Source organism: Brevibacillus sp. SIMBA_040, assembly GCF_046535075.1.
GTDB lineage: Bacteria > Bacillota > Bacilli > Brevibacillales > Brevibacillaceae > Brevibacillus.
On sequence record NZ_JAWRXI010000036.1, the window covers coordinates 1 to 19,560 of the forward strand.

General features: G+C 41.6%; 18 protein-coding genes and 1 pseudogene. 14 read left to right on the forward strand and 5 right to left on the reverse strand.

The annotated features are described in order from the left end of the window. The first annotated feature begins 376 nt into the window (after nt 1–376). The 9 genes from SB752_RS31450 (at nt 377) to ptsP (ending at nt 9,681) form a co-directional block, all read left to right on the forward strand. Nucleotides 377–3,196, forward strand: coding sequence for a sigma 54-interacting transcriptional regulator (locus SB752_RS31450; RefSeq protein ID WP_410719354.1), 2,820 nt, complete (start codon nt 377–379; stop codon nt 3,194–3,196). Between the two features lie 76 nt (nt 3,197–3,272). After that, nucleotides 3,273–3,671 (forward strand): PTS sugar transporter subunit IIA, encoded by a 399-nt coding sequence (locus SB752_RS31455; protein ID WP_410719355.1) that lies wholly within the window; start codon nt 3,273–3,275, stop codon nt 3,669–3,671. Between the two features lie 28 nt (nt 3,672–3,699). Next, entirely contained in the window at nt 3,700–4,173 is a 474-nt protein-coding gene (locus SB752_RS31460; protein WP_410719356.1) for a PTS sugar transporter subunit IIB, read from the forward strand. Between the two features lie 12 nt (nt 4,174–4,185). Next, nucleotides 4,186–4,932: a PTS mannose/fructose/sorbose/N-acetylgalactosamine transporter subunit IIC gene (locus SB752_RS31465; RefSeq protein WP_410719357.1), complete on the forward strand. Its 747-nt coding sequence runs from the start codon at nt 4,186–4,188 to the stop codon at nt 4,930–4,932. Next, nucleotides 4,929–5,747, forward strand: coding sequence for a PTS system mannose/fructose/sorbose family transporter subunit IID (locus tag SB752_RS31470; protein ID WP_410719358.1), 819 nt, complete (start codon nt 4,929–4,931; stop codon nt 5,745–5,747). Before SB752_RS31465 ends, SB752_RS31470 begins: the two co-directional genes overlap by 4 nt. Nucleotides 5,748–5,772: 25 nt before the next feature. Further along, a complete protein-coding gene (locus SB752_RS31475; protein WP_410719370.1) occupies nt 5,773–6,852 on the forward strand; it encodes an SIS domain-containing protein in 1,080 nt (359 codons plus the stop codon). 31 nt (nt 6,853–6,883) lie between these two features. Further along, nucleotides 6,884–7,144, forward strand: a complete 261-nt coding sequence (locus SB752_RS31480; protein ID WP_410719359.1) for an HPr family phosphocarrier protein — start codon at nt 6,884–6,886, stop codon at nt 7,142–7,144. Between the two features lie 82 nt (nt 7,145–7,226). After that, nucleotides 7,227–7,937, forward strand: coding sequence for an N-acetylmannosamine-6-phosphate 2-epimerase (locus SB752_RS31485; protein ID WP_410719360.1), 711 nt, complete (start codon nt 7,227–7,229; stop codon nt 7,935–7,937). Nucleotides 7,938–7,956: 19 nt separating this feature from the next. After that, complete coding sequence (ptsP, locus tag SB752_RS31490) at nt 7,957–9,681, forward strand: phosphoenolpyruvate--protein phosphotransferase (protein WP_410719361.1); 1,725 nt, start codon at nt 7,957–7,959, stop codon at nt 9,679–9,681. A 573-nt stretch (nt 9,682–10,254) separates the two neighbouring features. Here the strand turns inward: ptsP and SB752_RS31495 are convergent. Continuing rightward, nucleotides 10,255–10,530, reverse strand: a complete 276-nt coding sequence (locus tag SB752_RS31495) for a hypothetical protein (RefSeq protein WP_410719362.1) — start codon at nt 10,528–10,530, stop codon at nt 10,255–10,257. A 69-nt stretch (nt 10,531–10,599) separates the two neighbouring features. Here SB752_RS31495 and SB752_RS33555 point away from each other — a divergent pair. Both SB752_RS33555 and SB752_RS31500 read left to right on the forward strand, forming a co-directional pair. Further along, nucleotides 10,600–10,672 (forward strand): annotated as a pseudogene (locus SB752_RS33555) (hypothetical protein); the annotation flags it as partial. Beyond that, complete coding sequence (locus SB752_RS31500) at nt 10,673–11,008, forward strand: AAA-type ATPase lid domain-containing protein (protein ID WP_486304126.1); 336 nt, start codon at nt 10,673–10,675, stop codon at nt 11,006–11,008. Nucleotides 11,009–11,905: 897 nt separating this feature from the next. Here SB752_RS31500 and SB752_RS31505 read toward each other — a convergent pair. Then, nucleotides 11,906–12,316: a carboxymuconolactone decarboxylase family protein gene (locus tag SB752_RS31505; RefSeq protein WP_410719363.1), complete on the reverse strand. Its 411-nt coding sequence runs from the start codon at nt 12,314–12,316 to the stop codon at nt 11,906–11,908. 140 nt (nt 12,317–12,456) lie between these two features. Here SB752_RS31505 and SB752_RS31510 point away from each other — a divergent pair, with 140 nt between their 5' ends. After that, the gene (locus tag SB752_RS31510) at nt 12,457–12,897 is read left to right on the forward strand and encodes an Lrp/AsnC family transcriptional regulator (RefSeq protein WP_410719364.1); all 441 of its coding nucleotides are present in this window, start codon (nt 12,457–12,459) and stop codon (nt 12,895–12,897) included. A gap of 410 nt (nt 12,898–13,307) precedes the next feature. Here SB752_RS31510 and SB752_RS31515 read toward each other — a convergent pair whose 3' ends face one another. The 3 genes from SB752_RS31515 to SB752_RS31525 form a co-directional block, all read right to left on the reverse strand. Continuing rightward, nucleotides 13,308–13,850 (reverse strand): histidine phosphatase family protein, encoded by a 543-nt coding sequence (locus tag SB752_RS31515; protein ID WP_410719365.1) that lies wholly within the window; start codon nt 13,848–13,850, stop codon nt 13,308–13,310. Between the two features lie 376 nt (nt 13,851–14,226). Then, nucleotides 14,227–15,738, reverse strand: a complete 1,512-nt coding sequence (locus SB752_RS31520; protein WP_410719366.1) for an MFS transporter — start codon at nt 15,736–15,738, stop codon at nt 14,227–14,229. 866 nt (nt 15,739–16,604) lie between these two features. Beyond that, nucleotides 16,605–17,489, reverse strand: a complete 885-nt coding sequence (locus SB752_RS31525) for a carboxylesterase (RefSeq protein WP_410719367.1) — start codon at nt 17,487–17,489, stop codon at nt 16,605–16,607. A 1,174-nt stretch (nt 17,490–18,663) separates the two neighbouring features. Here SB752_RS31525 and SB752_RS31530 point away from each other — a divergent pair. Together SB752_RS31530 and SB752_RS31535 are read left to right on the forward strand one after the other, a co-directional pair. Further along, entirely contained in the window at nt 18,664–19,101 is a 438-nt protein-coding gene (locus SB752_RS31530) for an RNA polymerase sigma factor (protein WP_410719368.1), read from the forward strand. An 11-nt stretch (nt 19,102–19,112) separates the two neighbouring features. Next, entirely contained in the window at nt 19,113–19,547 is a 435-nt protein-coding gene (locus tag SB752_RS31535; RefSeq protein ID WP_410719369.1) for a polysaccharide deacetylase family protein, read from the forward strand. The last annotated feature ends 13 nt before the right edge of the window (nt 19,548–19,560 follow it).

Sequence of the window (19,560 nt, forward strand, 5' to 3'; positions counted from 1 at the left end):
ATGAACCGCCGTATACCGAACGGTACGTACGGTGGTGTGAGAGGACGGGGGCTAGCCACCCCCTCCTACTCGATTGACCACCTTCTAGTATTATTACAGTGGAAATACTGAAAAATTGGATTCACAACTTTAGAATCTGTCAAGAATTTCGTGTTAACTCAATCAACCTAAATATATGAAAAGGTTCAGGATAAAGGGCATGTGTTTTCTGAACATGAATTCCATGTGAACATTCCACTTTCATAGAAGTTCATTCTTGTAAGTGTTGAGATTAGATATCTGATGTAGTAAAGTGATTTTTAAATATTTTCACACATGATATATTTTGATTATTGTATTAATTTGTTTTTTAGGGTGACGGATGGGGGAGGCTGACATGAACAAAGATGTGATTTATGATCAATTACGATTGGTTACCATGAACCACGACTTCGACAAAGACGATCTGAGCTTTGATGACTTTACCAGCAGCCATCTTGCCAAAATATTGGGCAAGAAACGCAACTTGATCAGCCACACATTAAATGAACTGGTCCGGAGTGGGGAAGTTATTAAAATCAACACAAGACCAGTCTACTTCTTTTGCAAAGAGGCTTTAGAGAAAAAAACGGAGATGTCACTCTTTCAAAGCGAGTTTGCCAGCATCACAGAATTCCTGTCCTATATGAACAACACCAGCACCCAAAACGTGGATCCCTTTTCCAAAATGATTGGCTATTCCAACACTATTAACCACCAAATAGAACAATGTAAAGTAGCAGTAAATTACCCAAATGAGGGCCTACCCGTCCTGATTCACGGGGCTACTGGAGTGGGAAAGAGCCTTATGGCTCAGTACATGTACGAATACGCCGTCATAAAGGAATTGATTGATAAAAAAGCACCATTCGTGATCGTGAACTGTGCAGAATTCGTTAACAATCCTGAGTTGCTCACTGGTAATCTATTCGGATATGTTAAAGGATCTTTTACAGGCGCAGACGAAAACAAAACTGGTTTCATAGAAGAAGCAGATGGAGGATATCTGTTTTTGGATGAAGTTCATCGTCTATCCCCCGAAGGACAGGAAAAGCTATTCCTGTTCATGGACAAAGGTGTGTTTCGACGAATGGGGGAAACTCAGAAATGGCGTAAGTCGAAAGTCAGATTCGTTTTTGCCACAACGGAAAATCCTCAAGATGTCTTGATCCAAACCTTTTTAAGAAGGATCCCGATTGTTGTAACGATTCCTTGTTTAGAAGAGCGGACAGTCAAAGAAAAAATGGAGTTAATTGGCCGCTTCTTCACAGATGAGTCTCAGACGATAGGCCATGATCTCATGATTGGCAAGCAAGTATTGAACATGTTGATCTATACCAAGTTTCAGGGGAACATTGGTGAGTTACGCAATATCATAAAATATACTTGCGCCAATGCATTCTATCAAAACTTGAAAGCCCTAGGGAGTCATACCACGATTCTGAATATCAGCGTCAGTCATCTGCCGGATGAATTCATTCAGAAAAGCGAAGGCATTCGGGAAAGTTTGTTCGCGAACGAATCGCCATTTCATGATGTTAAAATCAGAAGAGATGCACAGAATCATGATTTTAGCTTGGACATGAGTAAAAGCAAGGTGTTGGAAGAACTGGTTCATGAAGTGATCACAATCTACGATAATTACCGAAAAGATATTTTGAATTTGGATGAGCTAATCACTGATGTCAACAAGGTAATTGATTACGCTTTTGATACGATGGTGGCAGAGAACAATGCGGAATATTCCCGTTACTCGATCAGGTTCTCCTTTATGAAAAAAATGGTGGACAGCATCATGGAGGTAATCAAAAATAATTTTGGTTTGTCTTTCTACTCGAATACCTCCAGCATGTTCTCTAATTTCCTTTATTATCGTTCCATTAACGGTTATGGAAACAGTGGGAAATTCTCCAGGAAATTATCTGATTTGCTGAAGTTAGTTCAGAAGCTGTACCCAAAAGAGCATGAATTAGCGATCAAATTCATTGATTTACTCAGGTCTAACCTTGGTGTTGAGGCTACGGATGAGGATATCATTATCACTACTCTGTATATTAAAGGAACGAACAAACACTTAGATATCAACCGCATCAGAGCTATTATCATTTCACACGGGCACTCTACTGCAAGCAGTATTGCGAATGTGGCAAATCGTCTGTTGGGTCAGTATGTCTTCGAGGCGATCGATATGCCGTATCAGACCACCCTTGAACAGATTACCCAACAGCTTATCGATCACATCACTACCATTAACACGGACAAGGGAATGATTATCCTCGTTGATATGGGTGCCCTGGAGGATATCCATATGACACTGGATGGTATTGTGGAGGGAACCATTGGCATTATTAATAATATTTCTACCTATTTAGCTTTGGATACCGGATCAAAAATCTTGCAAGGAATGGATGTAGAACAAATTGTAGAGACAGTAACGGAGGATTGTCAGCCCAAGTATAAAATTGTCAAGAACAATTGCCCGAAGAAAAAAGCCATCCTTACGACTTGTGTAACTGGAATTGGAACAGCACAGAAAATTAAGGACTTAATGCACCAAAGCTTTGAAGATTCCAACTCGGATTTAGAAATCATTCCATACGATTACCTGCGGTTGAAGAATAACGGCAAGAGCGATCCTATCTTTAAAACGTTTCAGGTGATAGCAGTTATCGGTACAGCTAATCCGAACATTGATCATGTCCCGTTCGTAGCTCTAGAAGATATCATGATGGAAAAGAGTAACGACGTTTTCTTTGAGATTTTAAGGGGAGTTGTCAAGGAAAACGAGATCATTCGTATCAATCGTAATATCGTAAAGCTATTTTCGTTGCAAAGCGTCATTAATCACGTAACTATTTTAAATCCTGACAAATTGATGAACTACATTGAAATGGTAACGGATCACATGCAATTTGAAATGGGAATGGAGTTTTCTAACAGTGTAAAAATTAGTTTGTATGTTCACATTAGCTGCTTGGTGGAACGTTTGGTCAAAAATGAACCCATTAGTTCCTATGAGGATATTGAGTCATTCGAGAAGTATCACCATAAATTTATTCAAATTGTAAGACGAAGTTTTAGTGTCATAGAGAAAGTGTATAGTGTCATGATTCCGGTTGCAGAAATCGGCTTTATTTACGATATTATCAATATGAAAACCAAAGATCCCATTGTTTAAAGCTATGCCGAGCAGTATTACACTGCTTGGCATAGCTTTTGCAATATAAAAATCTACAAATGGAGGAGGTGAAATTATGCGGAAATATATCGTAGCATCTCATGGCATTTTCTCAAAAGGAATCATGGATTCGGTGGGGATGATTGTGGGAAAGTTTGAAAATGTGGACTGCATCTCCGTCGTTCAAGGAGACAGCCCGGAAATCATTAATGGAAAAATTGAAGAACTGTTGCAGTCAAAGGGAGAGAAAAATGAAGTTATTGTTCTGACAGATGTTTTCGGCGGCAGTGTAACAAACAGCTTTTTTCCTTATATTAAAACCCACAATATCCACGTTATCACTGGCGTAAATCTTCCTTTAGCCCTGGAGATTCTCATTGCAGACGAGCAGAAGGAGCTGCAGACTGTGATCGATGAGGCCATTGTAAGGGGAAGGGAAGGAATGAAGTATCTAAATCCGATGGCCAATTTATAAAATCATTGAGAAACAAGGAGGGATACAGATGATAAAGTTACTAAGAATTGATGACCGGTTGATTCATGGACAAGTAGCATTCGCTTGGACGAAGTATCTAGGTGTGAACTGCATTTTAGTCGCAAACGATGTAGTGGTCAACGATGAACTTAAGAAAATGATGCTCAATCTCGCAAAACCACCCGGAGTAAAGCTCCTTCTACTCTCCGTTACGGATGCCGTTTCATTTCTGAACAGTGAAGAGTCAGAAAAATACTCGTCGTTTGTATTGGTGGACAAAGCGTCCGATGCATTGGCTTTGTGCCAAGGTGTAAAGGGGATTTCAGCCGTTAATGTCGGCGGGATGCGAATGTCAGAAGGAAAAAGGATGATATCCCCAGCTGTTGCAGTTAATGAAGCAGATATCCTGACTTTTGATCAAATTGTATCGATAGGTGTAGAGGTCGAAGTAAGACAGGTCCCTACAGAAAAAAAGAAAACGATTACAGAGCTCATAGGCTAAGGGGGCAAATCTATGTGGCTTGAAGCAATCCTCGTAGGTATTATAGCCGGATTTGGTATTCTCGACTCCCGAATACTCGGGGACAACATGTTTGGACGTCCCATTATCATCGGTCCACTGGTGGGTTTGGTATTGGGAGATTTTCAAACCGGTCTTATCGTCGGTGGTACGCTGGAATTAATTTTTATCGGCGCTGTCCAAGTTGGTGCTTCCAGTACGGGAGATGTGGTTACTGCATCCGCATTGGGAACTGCTTTTGCGATTATGTCAAATCAAGGAGCAGCTGTAGCTCTCACTTTGGCTGTCCCAGTAGCTTTACTTGCTGACAGGGTAGGGGACCTCGCCAGGATAGTCAACACACCCCTAATTCACAAAGCTGATCGATACGCGGCAGAAGGAAACATCGCCGGGGTAGAGCGGATGCATAAAATCGGGTTTGTTGTATTTTTCTTGAATGGGTTTTTGCCTACTTTTACGATGCTGATGATCGGATCTACACTGATGGACGTGTTCATTAAATCATTGCCTCAGTGGCTTCTAGATGGATTGTTGTCGGGTGCGCTCTTATTGCCGGCTATTGGATTCGCCTTGCTATTGCAAATGATGATCAGCAAGAAACTCATTCCCTTTTTTCTCCTTGGGTTCCTTCTAGCTGCTTACCTCAACTTGGACATTCTAGGCGTCGCTTTAATCGGCCTTGTCATAGCATTGATTCTTTCACAATACGATCGTGCTGACGAAGAAAGGATGACAGTATGAGCCATGACGAAGAAAAGTCAATTGGAAAGAAGGATCTATGGAGGGTGTTCTTTCGTTCGTTGACCTTACAGGGTTCTTGGAACTTCGAGCGAATGCAGGCTTTGGGATTCGCATACTCCATGATCCCCGTCTTGAAGAAGCTGTACCGAACAAAAGAAGAATTGAGTATAGCGTTGAAGAGGCACCTAGAATTTTTCAATACGGCTCCATGGATGGGAAGCTTCATCATGGGAGTCACGACAGCAATGGAAGAACAGAACGCAAAGGAAAAGGGATTTAATCCGGACGCTATCAATGCAGTAAAAGCAGGGCTGATGGGCCCGCTGGCGGGAATCGGGGATACCTTTTTCTGGGGAACCTTTCGGGTGATTGCAGCTGCGATAGGTGCATCACTAACCTCTAAGGGAAGTGCAGTTGGGTTGCTATTCTACATCCTGCTCTTTAATATCCCGCATTATTTTGTTCGAATTAACGGGATCATGCAAGGGTATAAGGCGGGAATCAAATTTTTGAGCAATGCTTCAGAAAGTGGGCTGACTCAGAAGATCACAAAGGGTGCATCAATTGTCGGATTAATGGCGGTAGGAGCAATGACTGCAACCATGGTGGAATTTCATACCCCTTTAGCGTTTGAATTTTCGGGAACCAAAATCGAACTTCAAGGAGTATTAGATAAAATTCTGCCTTCTTTATTGCCACTCCTCCTTACGCTGGTGGTCTTCTATCTTCTGAATAAAAAGCAAGTGAAAGTGATCTATCTCCTGATTGGTTTAATTATGTTCGGTGTTTTCGGAAAAGTTATTGGATTCTTATAAAACAAAAAGTAAGGGAGAGTTGAACATGGCAGTGGAACTATACGATTACATTGTGGAACAACCGATTGTCTTAACACGAATGCTAGATCACTCCAAACAGATTACCCGTGATTTTGTGGACATTTTTTCAAGGAACAAGATTTCTCGGATCATTTTGGCAGGGTCGGGTTCGTCTTATAATGCTGCTTACTCCGCCAAATATTTCATGCAGAAAATCCTCCGAATTCAAGTCGATGTCCAGACTGCCCACTCGTTTACTAATTATGAAAACGTAATAGATACTGAGACCCTTGTGGTAGGAATTTCCCAGAGTGGAGAGAGTACTGCTGCGGTAAACAGCATCATGAAAGCGATTGAGTGTGGATTACCCACGATTGCCGTGACATCAGAAGAGGGGAGTTACATTACTGAGCATACCCATCATGTAATGATCGTACCTTCTGGAGACGAAGAGGCGGGTGCAACTACAAAGGGTTATACGGCAACTGTTCTGGCCTTCTATCTGGCAGCATTGGAAACCGCTCGTCATTTGAATTTACTAAAGGAAGAAGAATACCGCTCTTGCTATAATAGTTTAACGACGACTATAGAATCTATTCCAAGAGCAATTAAAAAAGCTGATGAATGGTATGAAAAAAACCGAGAGGAACTTCTGCAAGCGAAAACCCTGATTGTCTCAGGCTATGGGAATAATTATGGTACGGCACTGGAAGCGGGACTTAAATTTTTGGAAACTTCACGGTTCCCCGTAAGTGTGTATGAATTAGAAGAATTTATGCACGGACCTTATAACGCAATCGATGAGAGTAGCTACATCTTTTTTATCGTCCCCAGAGGGGCAAGCAAAGAACGAGCTTTGCGGCTGAATGAGTACTTTTCCACAAAAACGAATCATTCGTACATGGTCACGCAGGATGACGGAAGTGGAGACGAAAGGAATGTCAGTGTCAGTTTTCACGAAGATGAGGATTTTACTCCAATCGAATACATTGTACCACTGCAAGTCCTTTTTTTCCGATTAGCAAAGGATAAACAGGTGGATATGAAAACCGTACGTTATCCTGATTTTCATAGCTTTATGAACAGTAAGAGACGATTTGAATAAGAGTAAAAGCAAAAGGGATAGGAGAATTGGGATGATAGAGACAAAAGTGACAGTAATAAATGAGCTCGGATTACATGCGAGACCAGCCGCTCAGTTTGTAGAAAAAGCGAAGGCCTATCGCTCTTCCATTACGATCAAAAAGGATACGTCTACCGCAAATGGAAAAAGCATCCTCGGCATTATGGGGTTGGGGATTGGCAAAGGAACGACTATTACCATTCAAGTATCGGGTGAAGATGAGCAAAAAGCTTCACAGGAATTGAAAGAACTGGTGGAAACGTTTCAAGATTAGAATGTGATCTGGAAGGCAGCATTAACCGGAATTTATGCTGCCTTCTTTACGATAAGGGGTGCCATCATTGGGAGTTTCGAGAATGAAAAGAGGACTAATTGTGTCTTGCCAAGCTGTTGAGGGTGATCCTTTTTACGGTCCATTGAATATCGCCAAAATGGCACTTGCTGCAGAAATGGGGGGAGCAGTGGGATTGCGGATTAACTCTGGGGAAAATATCCTTGAAGTGAAGAAAACCGTGTCCATTCCCGTCATCGGAATTGTAAAAAAGAGGTACGAAAACACTCTCGCTTATATCACCCCGACCCTTTATGAGGTTGAGGAAGTCGTGGAAGCGGGTGCTGATATAGTTTGTATCGATGGTACAAGTTCATTGAAACCTGATGGTAAAACAACGGCTGAATTTATAGACTCCATCAAAAAGAGATTTCCGGTACCAGTCATGACGGATGTCTCGAATGCGGAAGAAGGGCTCGCTGCTTGGAATGCAGGTGCAGATCTGATCGCGACAACCCTTGCGGGGTATGAGCATTACCTCAAAAATCCAGTCTATAATTTCACGGATAACTTTAGAGCGCCTGACTTTGGAATTATTATCAGCTTAGCAGAAAAAGTGAAAATTCCCGTATTTGCAGAAGGGAGATTTTGGACTCCTGAGGATGTCGTCAAGGCTATGAAATTAGGAGCGCATTCTGTCGTAGTCGGATCTGCGATAACGAGGCCTCAGTTGATTACGAAGAGAATGACGCTAGCAATCGATGGTTTTCTTGAACACGCATCTATTTCGTCATAAATGTAAGAGGTGAAAGTCTTTGATAAAGGGAATATCCGCATCTAAGGGCATCGCGATAGGAACTGCACTCGTTATTGCACGAGCCAAACTGGAAGTTAGAAAAAGGCTTGTAAAGAATACCCAGTTAGAAATAAGACGGTTTCATTCAGCGATTGAAACGGCTAAAGATCAATTGCACATCTTGAAAAGTCATACAGGAGAAAAGCTTGGCACAAAACAAGCGGCGATCTTTGAGGCGCAGCTTCAAATGCTAGAAGACCCGGAGATAACAGATTATGTTGTCCAGATAATCGGGTCAGAGAGACTAAATGCTGAGTACGCTCTGCAACAGGTGGTCAACAACATCACAGGAAGGTTTGAGGCCCTGAAAGATGCCTATTTCAAGGAAAGAGTCGTTGACATAAAAGATATTGCCAATAGGTTAAAACAGATTTTGTTAGGAATACATGAGGGTCTTTCACCTCAGTTAACCCATGATTGTATTTTAGTGGCAGAAGACCTCACACCATCTGAAACGGCACAGTTGGACAAGGAAAAAATCATGGGCTTCGTAACGGAAATCGGAGGGGGGACATCACATACTGCTATTATGGCACAATCATTGGAAATACCAGCTGTTGTAGGAGCAGGTCATGCAACGAAGGTGATATGCAGCGGAGATGTCTTGATCCTGGACGGAGAAAAAGGGGAGGTTCTAGTAAACCCCGCCGCGGAATTGCTTGCAGACTACTTCAGAAAACAGGCCAAGATACAGGATGCGAAAAGGGCTCTTCTACATTACAAAGACGCTTCTTCCCTGACGAAAGACGGAAGAAGAGTGGAGATTGCGGCAAATATTGGGACACCAATGGATATAGAAAGAGTTCTTCAGAATGGAGCAGAAGGTGTCGGGCTATTCCGAACTGAATTTTTATATATGGACAGAGATATGCTCCCAACAGAAGAAGATCAATTTATAGCCTATAAAGAAGTGATTGAAAAGATGGAGGGTAGACCAGTAGTCATCAGGACATTGGACATTGGGGGGGATAAAAAACTCAGCTATTTGCCTATTTCGGATGAAATGAATCCGTTTTTAGGATACCGGGCTATCCGTCTCTGCCTTGATCAAAAAGATGTCTTTCAAACACAAATCAGGGCAATGCTGAGGGCTTCCTTATATGGAAATATGAAAATCATGTTCCCTATGATTTCAAATCTTAAGGAACTCCGTGAAGCGAAATCGATCGTCAATGAAATTCGTGTTGAGCTTGAAATGAAAAAAATCCCATTCAATAAGGATGTAGAGATCGGGATGATGATCGAAGTTCCAGCTGCTGCTATTATTTCCGATTTGTTCGCAAAAGAGGTGGATTTTTTTAGTATTGGAACAAATGATCTCATCCAATATACGGTTGCAGTCGATCGGATGAATGATAAAATCGCCCATTTGTATGACCCATTCCACCCAGCTATTATACGCTTGATAAAAAGTGTCATTGATAACGGACATAAAGAAAGAATATGGGTAGGAATGTGTGGAGAGGTAGCAGGCGATCCAGACCTGATCCCGCTCTTATTGGGGATGGGCTTAGACGAGTTCAGTATGAGTCCAGGATCAGTTTTAGAAGCAAGGAAATTAATAGGAAGCCTTGAATATCAGTCGATGAAAAAGATGTCAATGGAAGTATTGCAAATGGGAAGCTCGGCTGATATAAGGAAGCACGTAACTGAAACTGTCGCGGCTTCAGACGGGGGCTCATGATAACGATTTTCTATCAAACATCGTAGCAGCGAATAGAGGTTCTCCTGCAATTAGCGTGATGGCCATTAAGATGGGGTACGCTAGGCACTCTTAAAAAGTACGCATCTTGTAAAAGATTTTGTAGAGAAACAGAATTTGTGCTTGGTGCATTTAATAAGGTTGAACCTTTACTCGATAAAGATGTTGAGAAAATATTAGTGAGGGTAATGAGCACAAAAAAAGATACTGGAAATGCCAGAATGCAACCTGTTTAAATTCTCATTTCCATTATACCTTTTGAAACAAGACGTGTGCAAAGTGATTTGATACCTGCAGTTTATTATACATTGATTCTCGACCAGCAATCTGGATGAAGCGGCAATTAATTTCAAGGTGTTGGTGCAGAATGAGGACATCGATGTCTCTTTGCCATAGCAAGGCGGGACATCGGTGTCTTTCTTTCGCTTCGTCATCATGCCAGATAGCGGTGGGGCTTCAGTTTAATTAACCATTCCCCGCAAGGCGTACACCAGAAGAAGGAGAGGGAGAATCCGATGCCTTCTTTCCTATTCCGGCAATCCCCTTACAATTTTACTAGTAAATTGGCAAACGAAGCAGCACGAATGACGAGGGAGTCGATGAGGATATGCTCGTGCTCGGCATGTAGACCTTCGCCCAAAGCACCAAATCCGTCCAGCGTCGGGATACCAAACGTTGCGCTGAAGTTGCCGTCGCTGCCACCGCAGACGCTTGCTTCTCCAAGGACAGACCGAGTTCGCTGGCTGCAGCTTGGGCTACCGCAAACAGGGCTGAGGTATTTTCGGCACGCTCCATGGGAAGACGGTTCATTCCGCCTACAGTTTGGGACAAAGGCCGCCTCCCGTTTCGCATCGAGAGCAACAGGCAGCGCTTCTCCGTGTGCTGGAGGAGCAGCACGTAATGCGGGTCGGGGGGAACCGCGTCATTTCGGTGAATGTCTGTTATCGCTACAACCAACCGTAACCTGCTGGAAGTGATTCAAAATGGCAGCTCTCGCGAAGACCTATACTACCGCTTGAACGTCTTGCCGCTACACATTCGCAGCCTGCAGGAAAGAAACGAGGACCTGTTTATCCTGATCGACTATTTCCTCAAGGGAAAACGGCGCCAACTTCATTTCCAGCCGGAGGTGAGGAAAGTGCTGCGTCACTACAACTGGCCCGGAAACGTACGCGAACTGGAGAACCTTATCAATTATCTGATCGTCATCGTTGAAGGCGAACAGGTGGGACTACAGCATCTGCCTGAGCGGATGCACAATCGGCATCAAGTCACAATCAGCGCGGCCTGTTCAATTCCCGCTGTCTGACGAGGTGGGGCCGGTGCTGTTTTTGCTGGGACGCCACGGTTCACTGGTTGAGGACGAGGACATCCTGATCAATTTGTGTCTGTGCCACCAACGCAGCGAGAGGATAGGCCGCTTCGCTGCTGTCCCATCGATTGGCTGGCGGGGCAGCGGTGCTTTTTGGTAGATTCCCACATTTTCCAGAAAACTATGGCTAATCGATATTGAATATAATAGGGATCCCTGGTATTGGAATTCAAATCGTTCAGCATCTTCTAGGAAAGAAATGACTCGCTATGAGACATCCGTCTAATTTTTCGACTTGTTCATCAGAAATTCAATATGAATAAGATGGTCTTTATCTTAAGACATTGGTAAGGGTTCACAAATTCGTGAAGAGCCAACTCAAGGTCATCTTTTTTCGTTTCATAGTAAGGTGAGTAAAGGGTGCAAGTTTCTCAACATCTACTTCACCAGAAGCTAATCCTTGAAGCATACTTCTGGTAGAAAAATCCGATATAACGGAGGAGAGTTTAATTTTTGCTCCCTTTGATACCTTTTAAATATGGTTATGTTGTCGTGCTCGCTCTTCAATTTTATTTTTCTACGATGTCGAACTAGTTCTTTCAAATCGCGCTGTTTATGATTGAGAACATAGCAAGCGTAATCCGTGAGGAAGAAGTTCAGCGATCAATTCGGCATCTTGAGATCTGTTTTACTTCACGCACAGCTTAGATGCAAGGCAGGTATCTGGGGGAGGGAGGGGCAGCACTTCAACAGTACTTTTTGAAGTAAAACGCAAATAAAGAATGGCATTGAGTTTCGTCACTTGACCTTTGCCACGTCCGGTATAGGGATTCACAGAAAAACCCGTTTCAGTAAAAACGAGACGGGTTTTTAAACTAAAATCCGACAGCTGGCCTACTCAGCTTCCAGCTTCATCACAGCCCCAAACATTTGTGAAGCAGTCATAAAGCAAATGTACGAACAAAGCTCGGCAATCTCCTGATCATCAAAAACAGTTCGCAAAACATCAAAGATAGAATCATCGAGATTTTGATAGTTTTGCAGGAAAATTTCTGCAAAGCCTACAGCAATAGCGACTTGTGGATCAATCTGTACATCGGACGGCCTTCCTTTCGCCTGGCAATACTCGCATCCATTGCCAAACGCCAATGTTCGACGCACCTGTTCCTTTAACACTGGACTGAGCTTTCCAGTATTTTCAAAAGCATCACTCAATCCAGTCCACCGACTCAAAATCACTTGATTATATCCCAAAAGCTTTTGAAAAGGAGTTGCACCATGAATTGTAAATGGTATCCGCGCCATGCACATTCCTCCTAAAAAGTTATCACTGTAAAACAGTACCTTTAGTTTAATCTATCAACCAGCATATCGATACTTCGTTTGATACAGAATTATCTTCTAGATATAATAAATGGAACTCGTTTTACTTAGGAGGTTAACAAATGGATAGCGTTGATATACAAATTATTTCGGAGCTTCAAAAGGACAGCCGCCTTTCTATTCGGGAATTATCAAAGAGAGTCCACTTGTCTGCCCCTTCATTAGCAGAGCGCATACGAAAACTGGAGAACAAAGGTATCATCGAAAGCTACACGATTACCCTAAATAAAAAAAGAATGGGGTTTCCAATTGACTGCTTTGTGATGGTAACGATGAGGAATGGAGAGTATGAACGGTTCCGATCATTTATTAAGAATCACCCGCGAAGTGACTTTTGCTATCGCATTACTGGTGATGCTTGTTTTTTAGTGAAATTCAGTATTGCGTCATTGGAGGAAATCGAGGGGTTTATCACTGAGGTTACACCTTTTGCAAACACAAAAACATTTTTTTCCCTTTCAGAAGTAGATATCGATCGGGATATTCGAAAAAGCATTTCTTGATTCCCATAATGTCAAAAAGCCGACCATAAAAGGTCGGCTTCAGGTTGTCAAAAAAGTATAGGCAGCCTGACTTGTTTTTTTGTTTACACAATTTTTTGTTCGGTTTTGTGGATATAGATATAGATTCTTTCAGCAATAAATCTAAAGATCAAACAAAAGGTTAACGAAAAAAAGAGCCTTCTCAGATTTATAATCTGTGTTATCCAGATGATAATTCGAGTTGAAAAAGGGTACTGTTCAGTTTCAAAGAGAATGGCAAGCTCTTTCAACTGAAAAATTGAAAATAAGTATCCAATACGGTTCTACCAGAGAATTACCGGAAAACTTGTAAACCTCTTCAATAACTTGTCCAGTCGCCTTGCAACTTCCCGAACAAACACCATTTAATGAAATTTCTTTTTCTCAGATTATCAATTCTCAAATATATAAAGCTTCCCATTTTCCGCATGCCTAAACGTAGGACCCTTAAATCCTCTTCTAATCAGCTCTTTTCGCATAAACATCATAAGACCTGCATGACTAACGATTAACACATTCTCTTTTTCTAGGGAAACAGCTTTATCGAGAACTTCATTCACTCTTGATTTGGCCTGTCTGACTGCTTGGCGAGTTTGTTTGTTAAAAAACATGGAAGATCGAATCAGAATAGCCCATGCAAAGAAGGGAAGCTTCACACTCATCGTAAATCTAGGTGGTGGAACTTCTTGTAGCTCTGCCATTTTGCGAATCGACCCTTTATATATGATCTCTGCTGTTTTAACAGCTCTCGGCAAATCACTTGTGAAGCACTCATTCCATTCAAATCCTTGTAGGTCCGTATACCCCCTTTCAATTTCTGCTTCATCATACCTTCGAAACCATTCATTTAGTTCATCTGCATTTATGGGAGTACCAGTTGGATACTCATGCTTTACCTTATAATGCCTGATTAAACCAATTTTCACGTCAATCATCCTTTCAATCAACTATCTTATTAGACAGCGTAAAAGCCTCGCATACTCATGAAAAGGCCAGTGCCCAGTATAGTAAAAGAACGTGCAGTGCTGCCAAAAAATAAAACACCTTGATTCCCACATGATTAAAAAGACGATGTAACAAGAGAATGCCGGACATCCCTACAGGAAGCATGAATAAGCCTACATATTTATTGACAGTTATGTCTGCCCCTTTTACCACATTCAAGTGAATGGGGATTTCATTTGCACAATAAGCACTCACGATTATCGCCATAACAAAAGACAAAATAGTTATGATTACCAGGACTATAGGATGAAAAATATAATACACAGACCTTCACCTTCTTTTTTCCAATATAGTAGTGTGGCCAAACTATGAAGCTTTGTCTTTTTTAGGGTTGTTCGCTTTGCCTGGCCCTGCATTTAATACGGCAAGAAACCCGATTACGGCAAAAGCGATACCCACCAAATATCCTTGATTGATAGAAGCTCCTAATGAATCCCGGAGGAACAAATGAACATCTGGATCCATCTGTGTAGTTGCCTGCATCAGTATTTCAGGGTTTAGTAGACTCTCTATTTTATCAGATGAAATTCCTTGTAATGGTTCTCCAGCTGTGATGATCGTTTTATAATTTTGGTTAACAACAGCAGCCATAACAGACGCCCCCAATACTCCCCCCATATTCCTGCTGAAACCAACGATTGAAGAAGAAATACCCATATACTTCTTGTCAACGGAATAGGCAATCGCGTTCTGTGCAATACTCATGAGCGGTCCAATCCCTGCAAAACCGAGCAGAATCATGAGTAATGTCAGATGCAAGGTAGAGATGGAAGGCGATAGGTTCGTTAAGAAAATGCTAATGCCCAAGCAAGCCAGCATGGAGAATGTCATGAGGGCACGAAATGAAAATTTGGTTTGCAGCATCGCAAATACTACGGCCCCTGCCATCAAGGAGAGCATCATTGGTGTCAAAACACTATTAGCGTTCGCATGACCGAGTACAGCCACCGCAAAGATCGGTAAATAGGTAATCGCAGCAAACATAATAGCCCCTTGTGATAGACAGGCGATGCAGGTCGCAACCACCATACGATTTTTAAATAATATCAGAGGGAGAATGGGTTCCTGTGCCTGACGTTCAATGAAAATAAAGGATACTCCGACAACGATTGAAACAACAAATAATCCGATAATCTGCCACGAAGACCAAGCATACACCTTGCCACCCCATTCGAGTGCCAGCATGATCGCTATTGACGAGATGATTAAAGAAATGGTTCCTAAATAGTCAATCTGCGGTTTCGCTTGTGAGCGAGATTCTTTGAGTGAGACGAGGAGCGTCACTAGAGACAATAAACCGATGGGAATATTGACATAAAAGCACCAACGCCATCCCAGAATCTCAGAAAGTAAGGTTCCGATTTGAGGTCCAGCAACTGAAGAAAGTCCGAAGATGCCGGCGAAAACCCCGGAAATACGTGCAGTATATTTGGGATCAGAGGAAAGCGTAAACAGAATCGTGAAGGTGATAGGAAAAAGCGCCCCGCCACCAATTCCTTGAATCGCACGGAATAGAATGAGCTGTTCAATGTTTTGAGCGACGCCACATAGCGCAGAGCCGATTAAAAAAACGGTAATACCGATTAAATAAAACAGCTTTCGTCCAAAAAGATCTGACATTTTTCCGAAGATAAGCATCGTGCTGGTTGCCGCTAGTACGTAGGCTGTAAAGACCCAGCTCATGCTTTCAAAACCGCCAATCTCCTGAATGATATGAGTAATGGCTGCTGAGGTGATCGTATTGTCCAGGGACGACATCAGCAGTCCCAGAGCCATGGCGAGGATAATGAAACCGTTCCTACTCTTAGATTCTGACATAAAAATACACTCCTATTCTTACGTGTCATGAGACCATGCATTCCAAGGCAACTCCTCATCGGAATCAAGGTGGTCCACAAAGATAATTATTAGACAATGACACATCAATGAATAGGTAAAAAATCGTTAATAGTCAAAGTGTGCATGGAATTCTCCCTCTCGTCGGTACAAACTATCTAGTATATTTGGCAACAAAAAAGACAGCCCCCTATATGACTGACCGCTGACGTGGTTTGAGTAATTACCAGTTTGTCTTCGACTTAAAAGAGGCCAGAATGAAAGCAATCATCTCTGTAATTGGTTTCGTCTGTTGGGCAACACACATATACAAGTACAGATAAAGAGATGATCCCTCATTTTAACTGGGAACAGGATAGGGAAATTGCGATGAAACGTATCAGGCTTCACATATCCAGCAAGGATTAGTTCGTTTTCTTAGAAAATCAAGCTTTCAATCAATGAAAAAATAGTAAAGCAGGGTGGCCCGATTTGGATTTAACTCTGTCTAAGAGTGAGGATTAGAAATAGCGCCTATTCGTAAATGAGATTGAGCAAGCAATCTTTGATAAAGAAATCGGATAGGGGGGTGTTCTGTCTATAGGAGACTGCCCTTGAGCTTACACGAGACCTTATTAATGGTGCTGTTCCAAAAGTAAGGAACTGCAACGATTGACTGACCTCTAGGCGTACCTCTAGACAATTAAGGATTTACTGCCTAGTGCGCGTGTAGGTACAAGCAGTTTACTGCGATCGAGCCTGATAGGGCACTTAGATATAGTTGGATTACTTACGATCCTATGTATATGTAAAAGGCACCCCATGGATAGGGTGCCTTCATCCACCTATAATTCAACTTTTTCTGTCACTCAATTGTCTAAAAATCCCAGCACACGTTCATTAACGTATTCTGGCTGTTCCATCGATAAAACGTGGCCAACATTTTTAACGATTTCTGCTTCAATACCGGGTACAAAAGTCGAAGCACGTTTTATAGCAGATTGTGGGTCATATATGACTTCGTGCTCGCTAAGTAATAAGAGAATAGGTACTTTTACTGATTTTAACTCTTCGTCACTGAAAACATACGGGAATCCATCTGCTTTAGGTTTTTGACTTCGTAATTCATCCTCCCACATAACTCCAGCATTAAACTGTTTTGTAAAGTTTGGGTGTAACACGTAACGATCTCCCATCATCCACGTTAAAAAGTTCTCAACGCCGTTAGGCATAACAAGGCCAAGTGCGTATTTGTAGAAACTTGGATCAAAGGATACGAATGTTTCCGCAGGACTAAGTAAAACTGCCTTTTCAATTCTCTCGGCTGCACGTAAAACAAAATTCATTACGTGAAGCCCACCAAGCGAAAGTCCAACCATATTCGCCTTTTTGATACCCAGATTATCAAACACATCAAGAAGCCAGTCGGCGTAACTCGCTCTTGTACCATTTAAATCCACAGGAATACTTTTGTTCTTATCACCCATGATATCAATTGCGTATGTCCGGTATTTGCTGCTCCAATCGGCAATATTTGGATACCACATGGTGGAGCTAAATAATGCTCCGTGCAGTAATACGAGTGGTGGTGCATCCTTTGGTCCACTTGCAATGACATGCGTTTGACCGAAACGGGAGGATACATAAAATGCTTCGTAATCGACTGGCCAAAGAGCAAGGCTTTCTTCATAGGTTTGATAATAGTGAATGCCACTGTCGTTTAGTGATGAAATGATCGATTCATGGTTAGACATACAAATCTTCCTCCAAATCTGTTTGTATTGATGTTTAAATAAGTGAGCGAAACTGAAATTCAACTATTACAGGAAACGATTTTAATATAATACAGTCTTTATAGTTTGTAAATACCATTTATATTAATTGGTTTTACTCGGTTATAACAGTTATATAATAATGGTATAACAGAATGGTTTCCCCCTGTAATCTTGGGAACTGCTTCTACAAAAATTGTCGATCTCTTCATTTCCAAACTATCTAAGGCAGGGGGAGAATGGCTTTTTACAGATTCAGCAGATCAGGCTGAAAATAATAGGAGACATAGTTTGGTATCAGCCGATCTTCGACATTGAGCTTTGTTCGGTAGGAAGAAACGTACTCCAGTATTTGTATTCGATCCAAAAGAAGTATTTTGGAAATAGAAAAGGCCGAGATTCCTTGATTGATAAGGAATATCGGTCTACTACCTTATTTGCACTAGTGCCCATAGCTGACTTTTTTATCGTTTTGTTCATAAAACTGATGCCACTAGGCTAGTAAAAGGAATCAAGACCAGATTTACTAGTGAAATAAAGGTTTTATCGACTTAGGTGAAGCCGTTTTGTCCTTAAAGGGTAATTCAAATACCAAATCTTCATAAGCGACTTATTCGTCCCAAAATCAACTCCATAGTTGAGTCGATGCAAGTCTTTAACCTATGAACTTTCACCATAAAAATGAATCGCTGTAGCAATGACCCGGATTAGATACGTTCGCAAATCATGTCCGAGCACTACGGTGTGGAGGAAGAGAACTGGTGTGGCACTACTCTATAGGAACCGCATTTCATCATATCGGAATCGCCTCGTTTTTTAGGACGTGCTGTCGACGCACTTGTTAAAGATCTAGAAGTTGGTGGATGGTAAGGTTACTCTGTATCATGAGTAAGCTCACACAAATGAATTTTGTATTTACGAGCTTGACGGCTCACAACCTTACTGTGCGTGGTATTTCGTAAAAGCGCAGCTTGTAGTCAAGGCAAATTCGCGACTTTATTAAAAAAACTGTTTTGGGAGTAAGACTTATGTCCGATTTTATTTAACGAAATTAAAATAAAATATGTGAACAATAAATAAAAAATATTTTCCCTGTCACGAAATGGGCCTTTTCATTCGTTTTAATTTTGTAATCGGGATAGAAGGAGGAAATTCTTTGAAACAGCCAAACTCCGAAGAAAAAGGCGTAGATAAAGAACAACAAACGATCGAATCAATCGTAGCTCGAGTGAAATCGGGAGATACGCGAGCATACACAGTCATTATTCAAACATTCGAGAAAAAAATATATACCTACTGCTACTGTATCCTTAAAAATCGTGAAGAAGCAGAAGATGCAGTACAGGAAATATTCATCAAGGTCTATCAAGAGATCGAACGATATGAGAACCGGTTGTCTTTCTCAGCGTGGCTATACAAAATTGCTTACCACCACTGCCTGGATCAAGTCAGAAAGCAGAGCCGCTGGCAAAAGGTCGTTTCCCTTTACATGGAACTGCAGACTCGTTCTCATTACAGGCGTAATCAAAATACGCTTGTTGATGAACTTCTTTCGTTCTTGAATCGGGAAGAAAGTATGCTTATCCCATCTTAAAAGAGATTGGTATGAAAGCTACTATTTCCATAATTGGGTGGTCTGTTGGACAAAATAAATATAAAAACACAGAAAATGATATCATTCCCCATTTTTCCTGGGAACAAGCAAGGGAAATGTACGAGTATGGCGTTTTCGATATTCAGATTCACACCTATGATTTGCATAACGCGAATGAAGAGGAATACTCAAATAGACGGGGGATTTTGCAGAACAAATACGAAATGAGTGGATCTTATTACAAAGAGTTCACCGAGGATACACTGAAGAATCACTACTTAATTGAAAACAACGTAGGAAATAAAGTGGTCAATTTTACATACCCAATGGGTGAGTACAGCTTTCTTTCGGAACAATTTTTGGCGGAATTAGGCTACAAAGTTGTATTTGGCAAGCAAAAAGTGCAGAGTTCGGCAACCATTTTGTGCATAGCCTTGCCAGGCTAAATTTTCTTTATTA

Bases quoted from the DNA above. Each gene is read 5' to 3' on its own strand.
- SB752_RS31455 (WP_410719355.1), top strand. From the start codon at position 3,273: ATGCGGAAATATATCGTAGCATCTCATGGCATTTTCTCAAAAGGAATC.
- SB752_RS31515 (WP_410719365.1), bottom strand. From the start codon at position 13,850: ATGATTGACGTGAAAATTGGTTTAATCAGGCATTATAAGGTAAAGCAT.
- SB752_RS31475 (WP_410719370.1), top strand. From the start codon at position 5,773: ATGGCAGTGGAACTATACGATTACATTGTGGAACAACCGATTGTCTTA.
- SB752_RS31480 (WP_410719359.1), top strand. From the start codon at position 6,884: ATGATAGAGACAAAAGTGACAGTAATAAATGAGCTCGGATTACATGCG.
- SB752_RS31460 (WP_410719356.1), top strand. From the start codon at position 3,700: ATGATAAAGTTACTAAGAATTGATGACCGGTTGATTCATGGACAAGTA.
- SB752_RS31535 (WP_410719369.1), top strand. From the start codon at position 19,113: ATGAAAGCTACTATTTCCATAATTGGGTGGTCTGTTGGACAAAATAAA.
- SB752_RS31510 (WP_410719364.1), top strand. From the start codon at position 12,457: ATGGATAGCGTTGATATACAAATTATTTCGGAGCTTCAAAAGGACAGC.
- SB752_RS31450 (WP_410719354.1), top strand. From the start codon at position 377: ATGAACAAAGATGTGATTTATGATCAATTACGATTGGTTACCATGAAC.
- SB752_RS31470 (WP_410719358.1), top strand. From the start codon at position 4,929: ATGAGCCATGACGAAGAAAAGTCAATTGGAAAGAAGGATCTATGGAGG.
- SB752_RS31485 (WP_410719360.1), top strand. From the start codon at position 7,227: ATGAAAAGAGGACTAATTGTGTCTTGCCAAGCTGTTGAGGGTGATCCT.
- SB752_RS31520 (WP_410719366.1), bottom strand. From the start codon at position 15,738: ATGTCAGAATCTAAGAGTAGGAACGGTTTCATTATCCTCGCCATGGCT.
- SB752_RS31525 (WP_410719367.1), bottom strand. From the start codon at position 17,489: ATGTCTAACCATGAATCGATCATTTCATCACTAAACGACAGTGGCATT.
- SB752_RS31505 (WP_410719363.1), bottom strand. From the start codon at position 12,316: ATGGCGCGGATACCATTTACAATTCATGGTGCAACTCCTTTTCAAAAG.
- SB752_RS31465 (WP_410719357.1), top strand. From the start codon at position 4,186: ATGTGGCTTGAAGCAATCCTCGTAGGTATTATAGCCGGATTTGGTATT.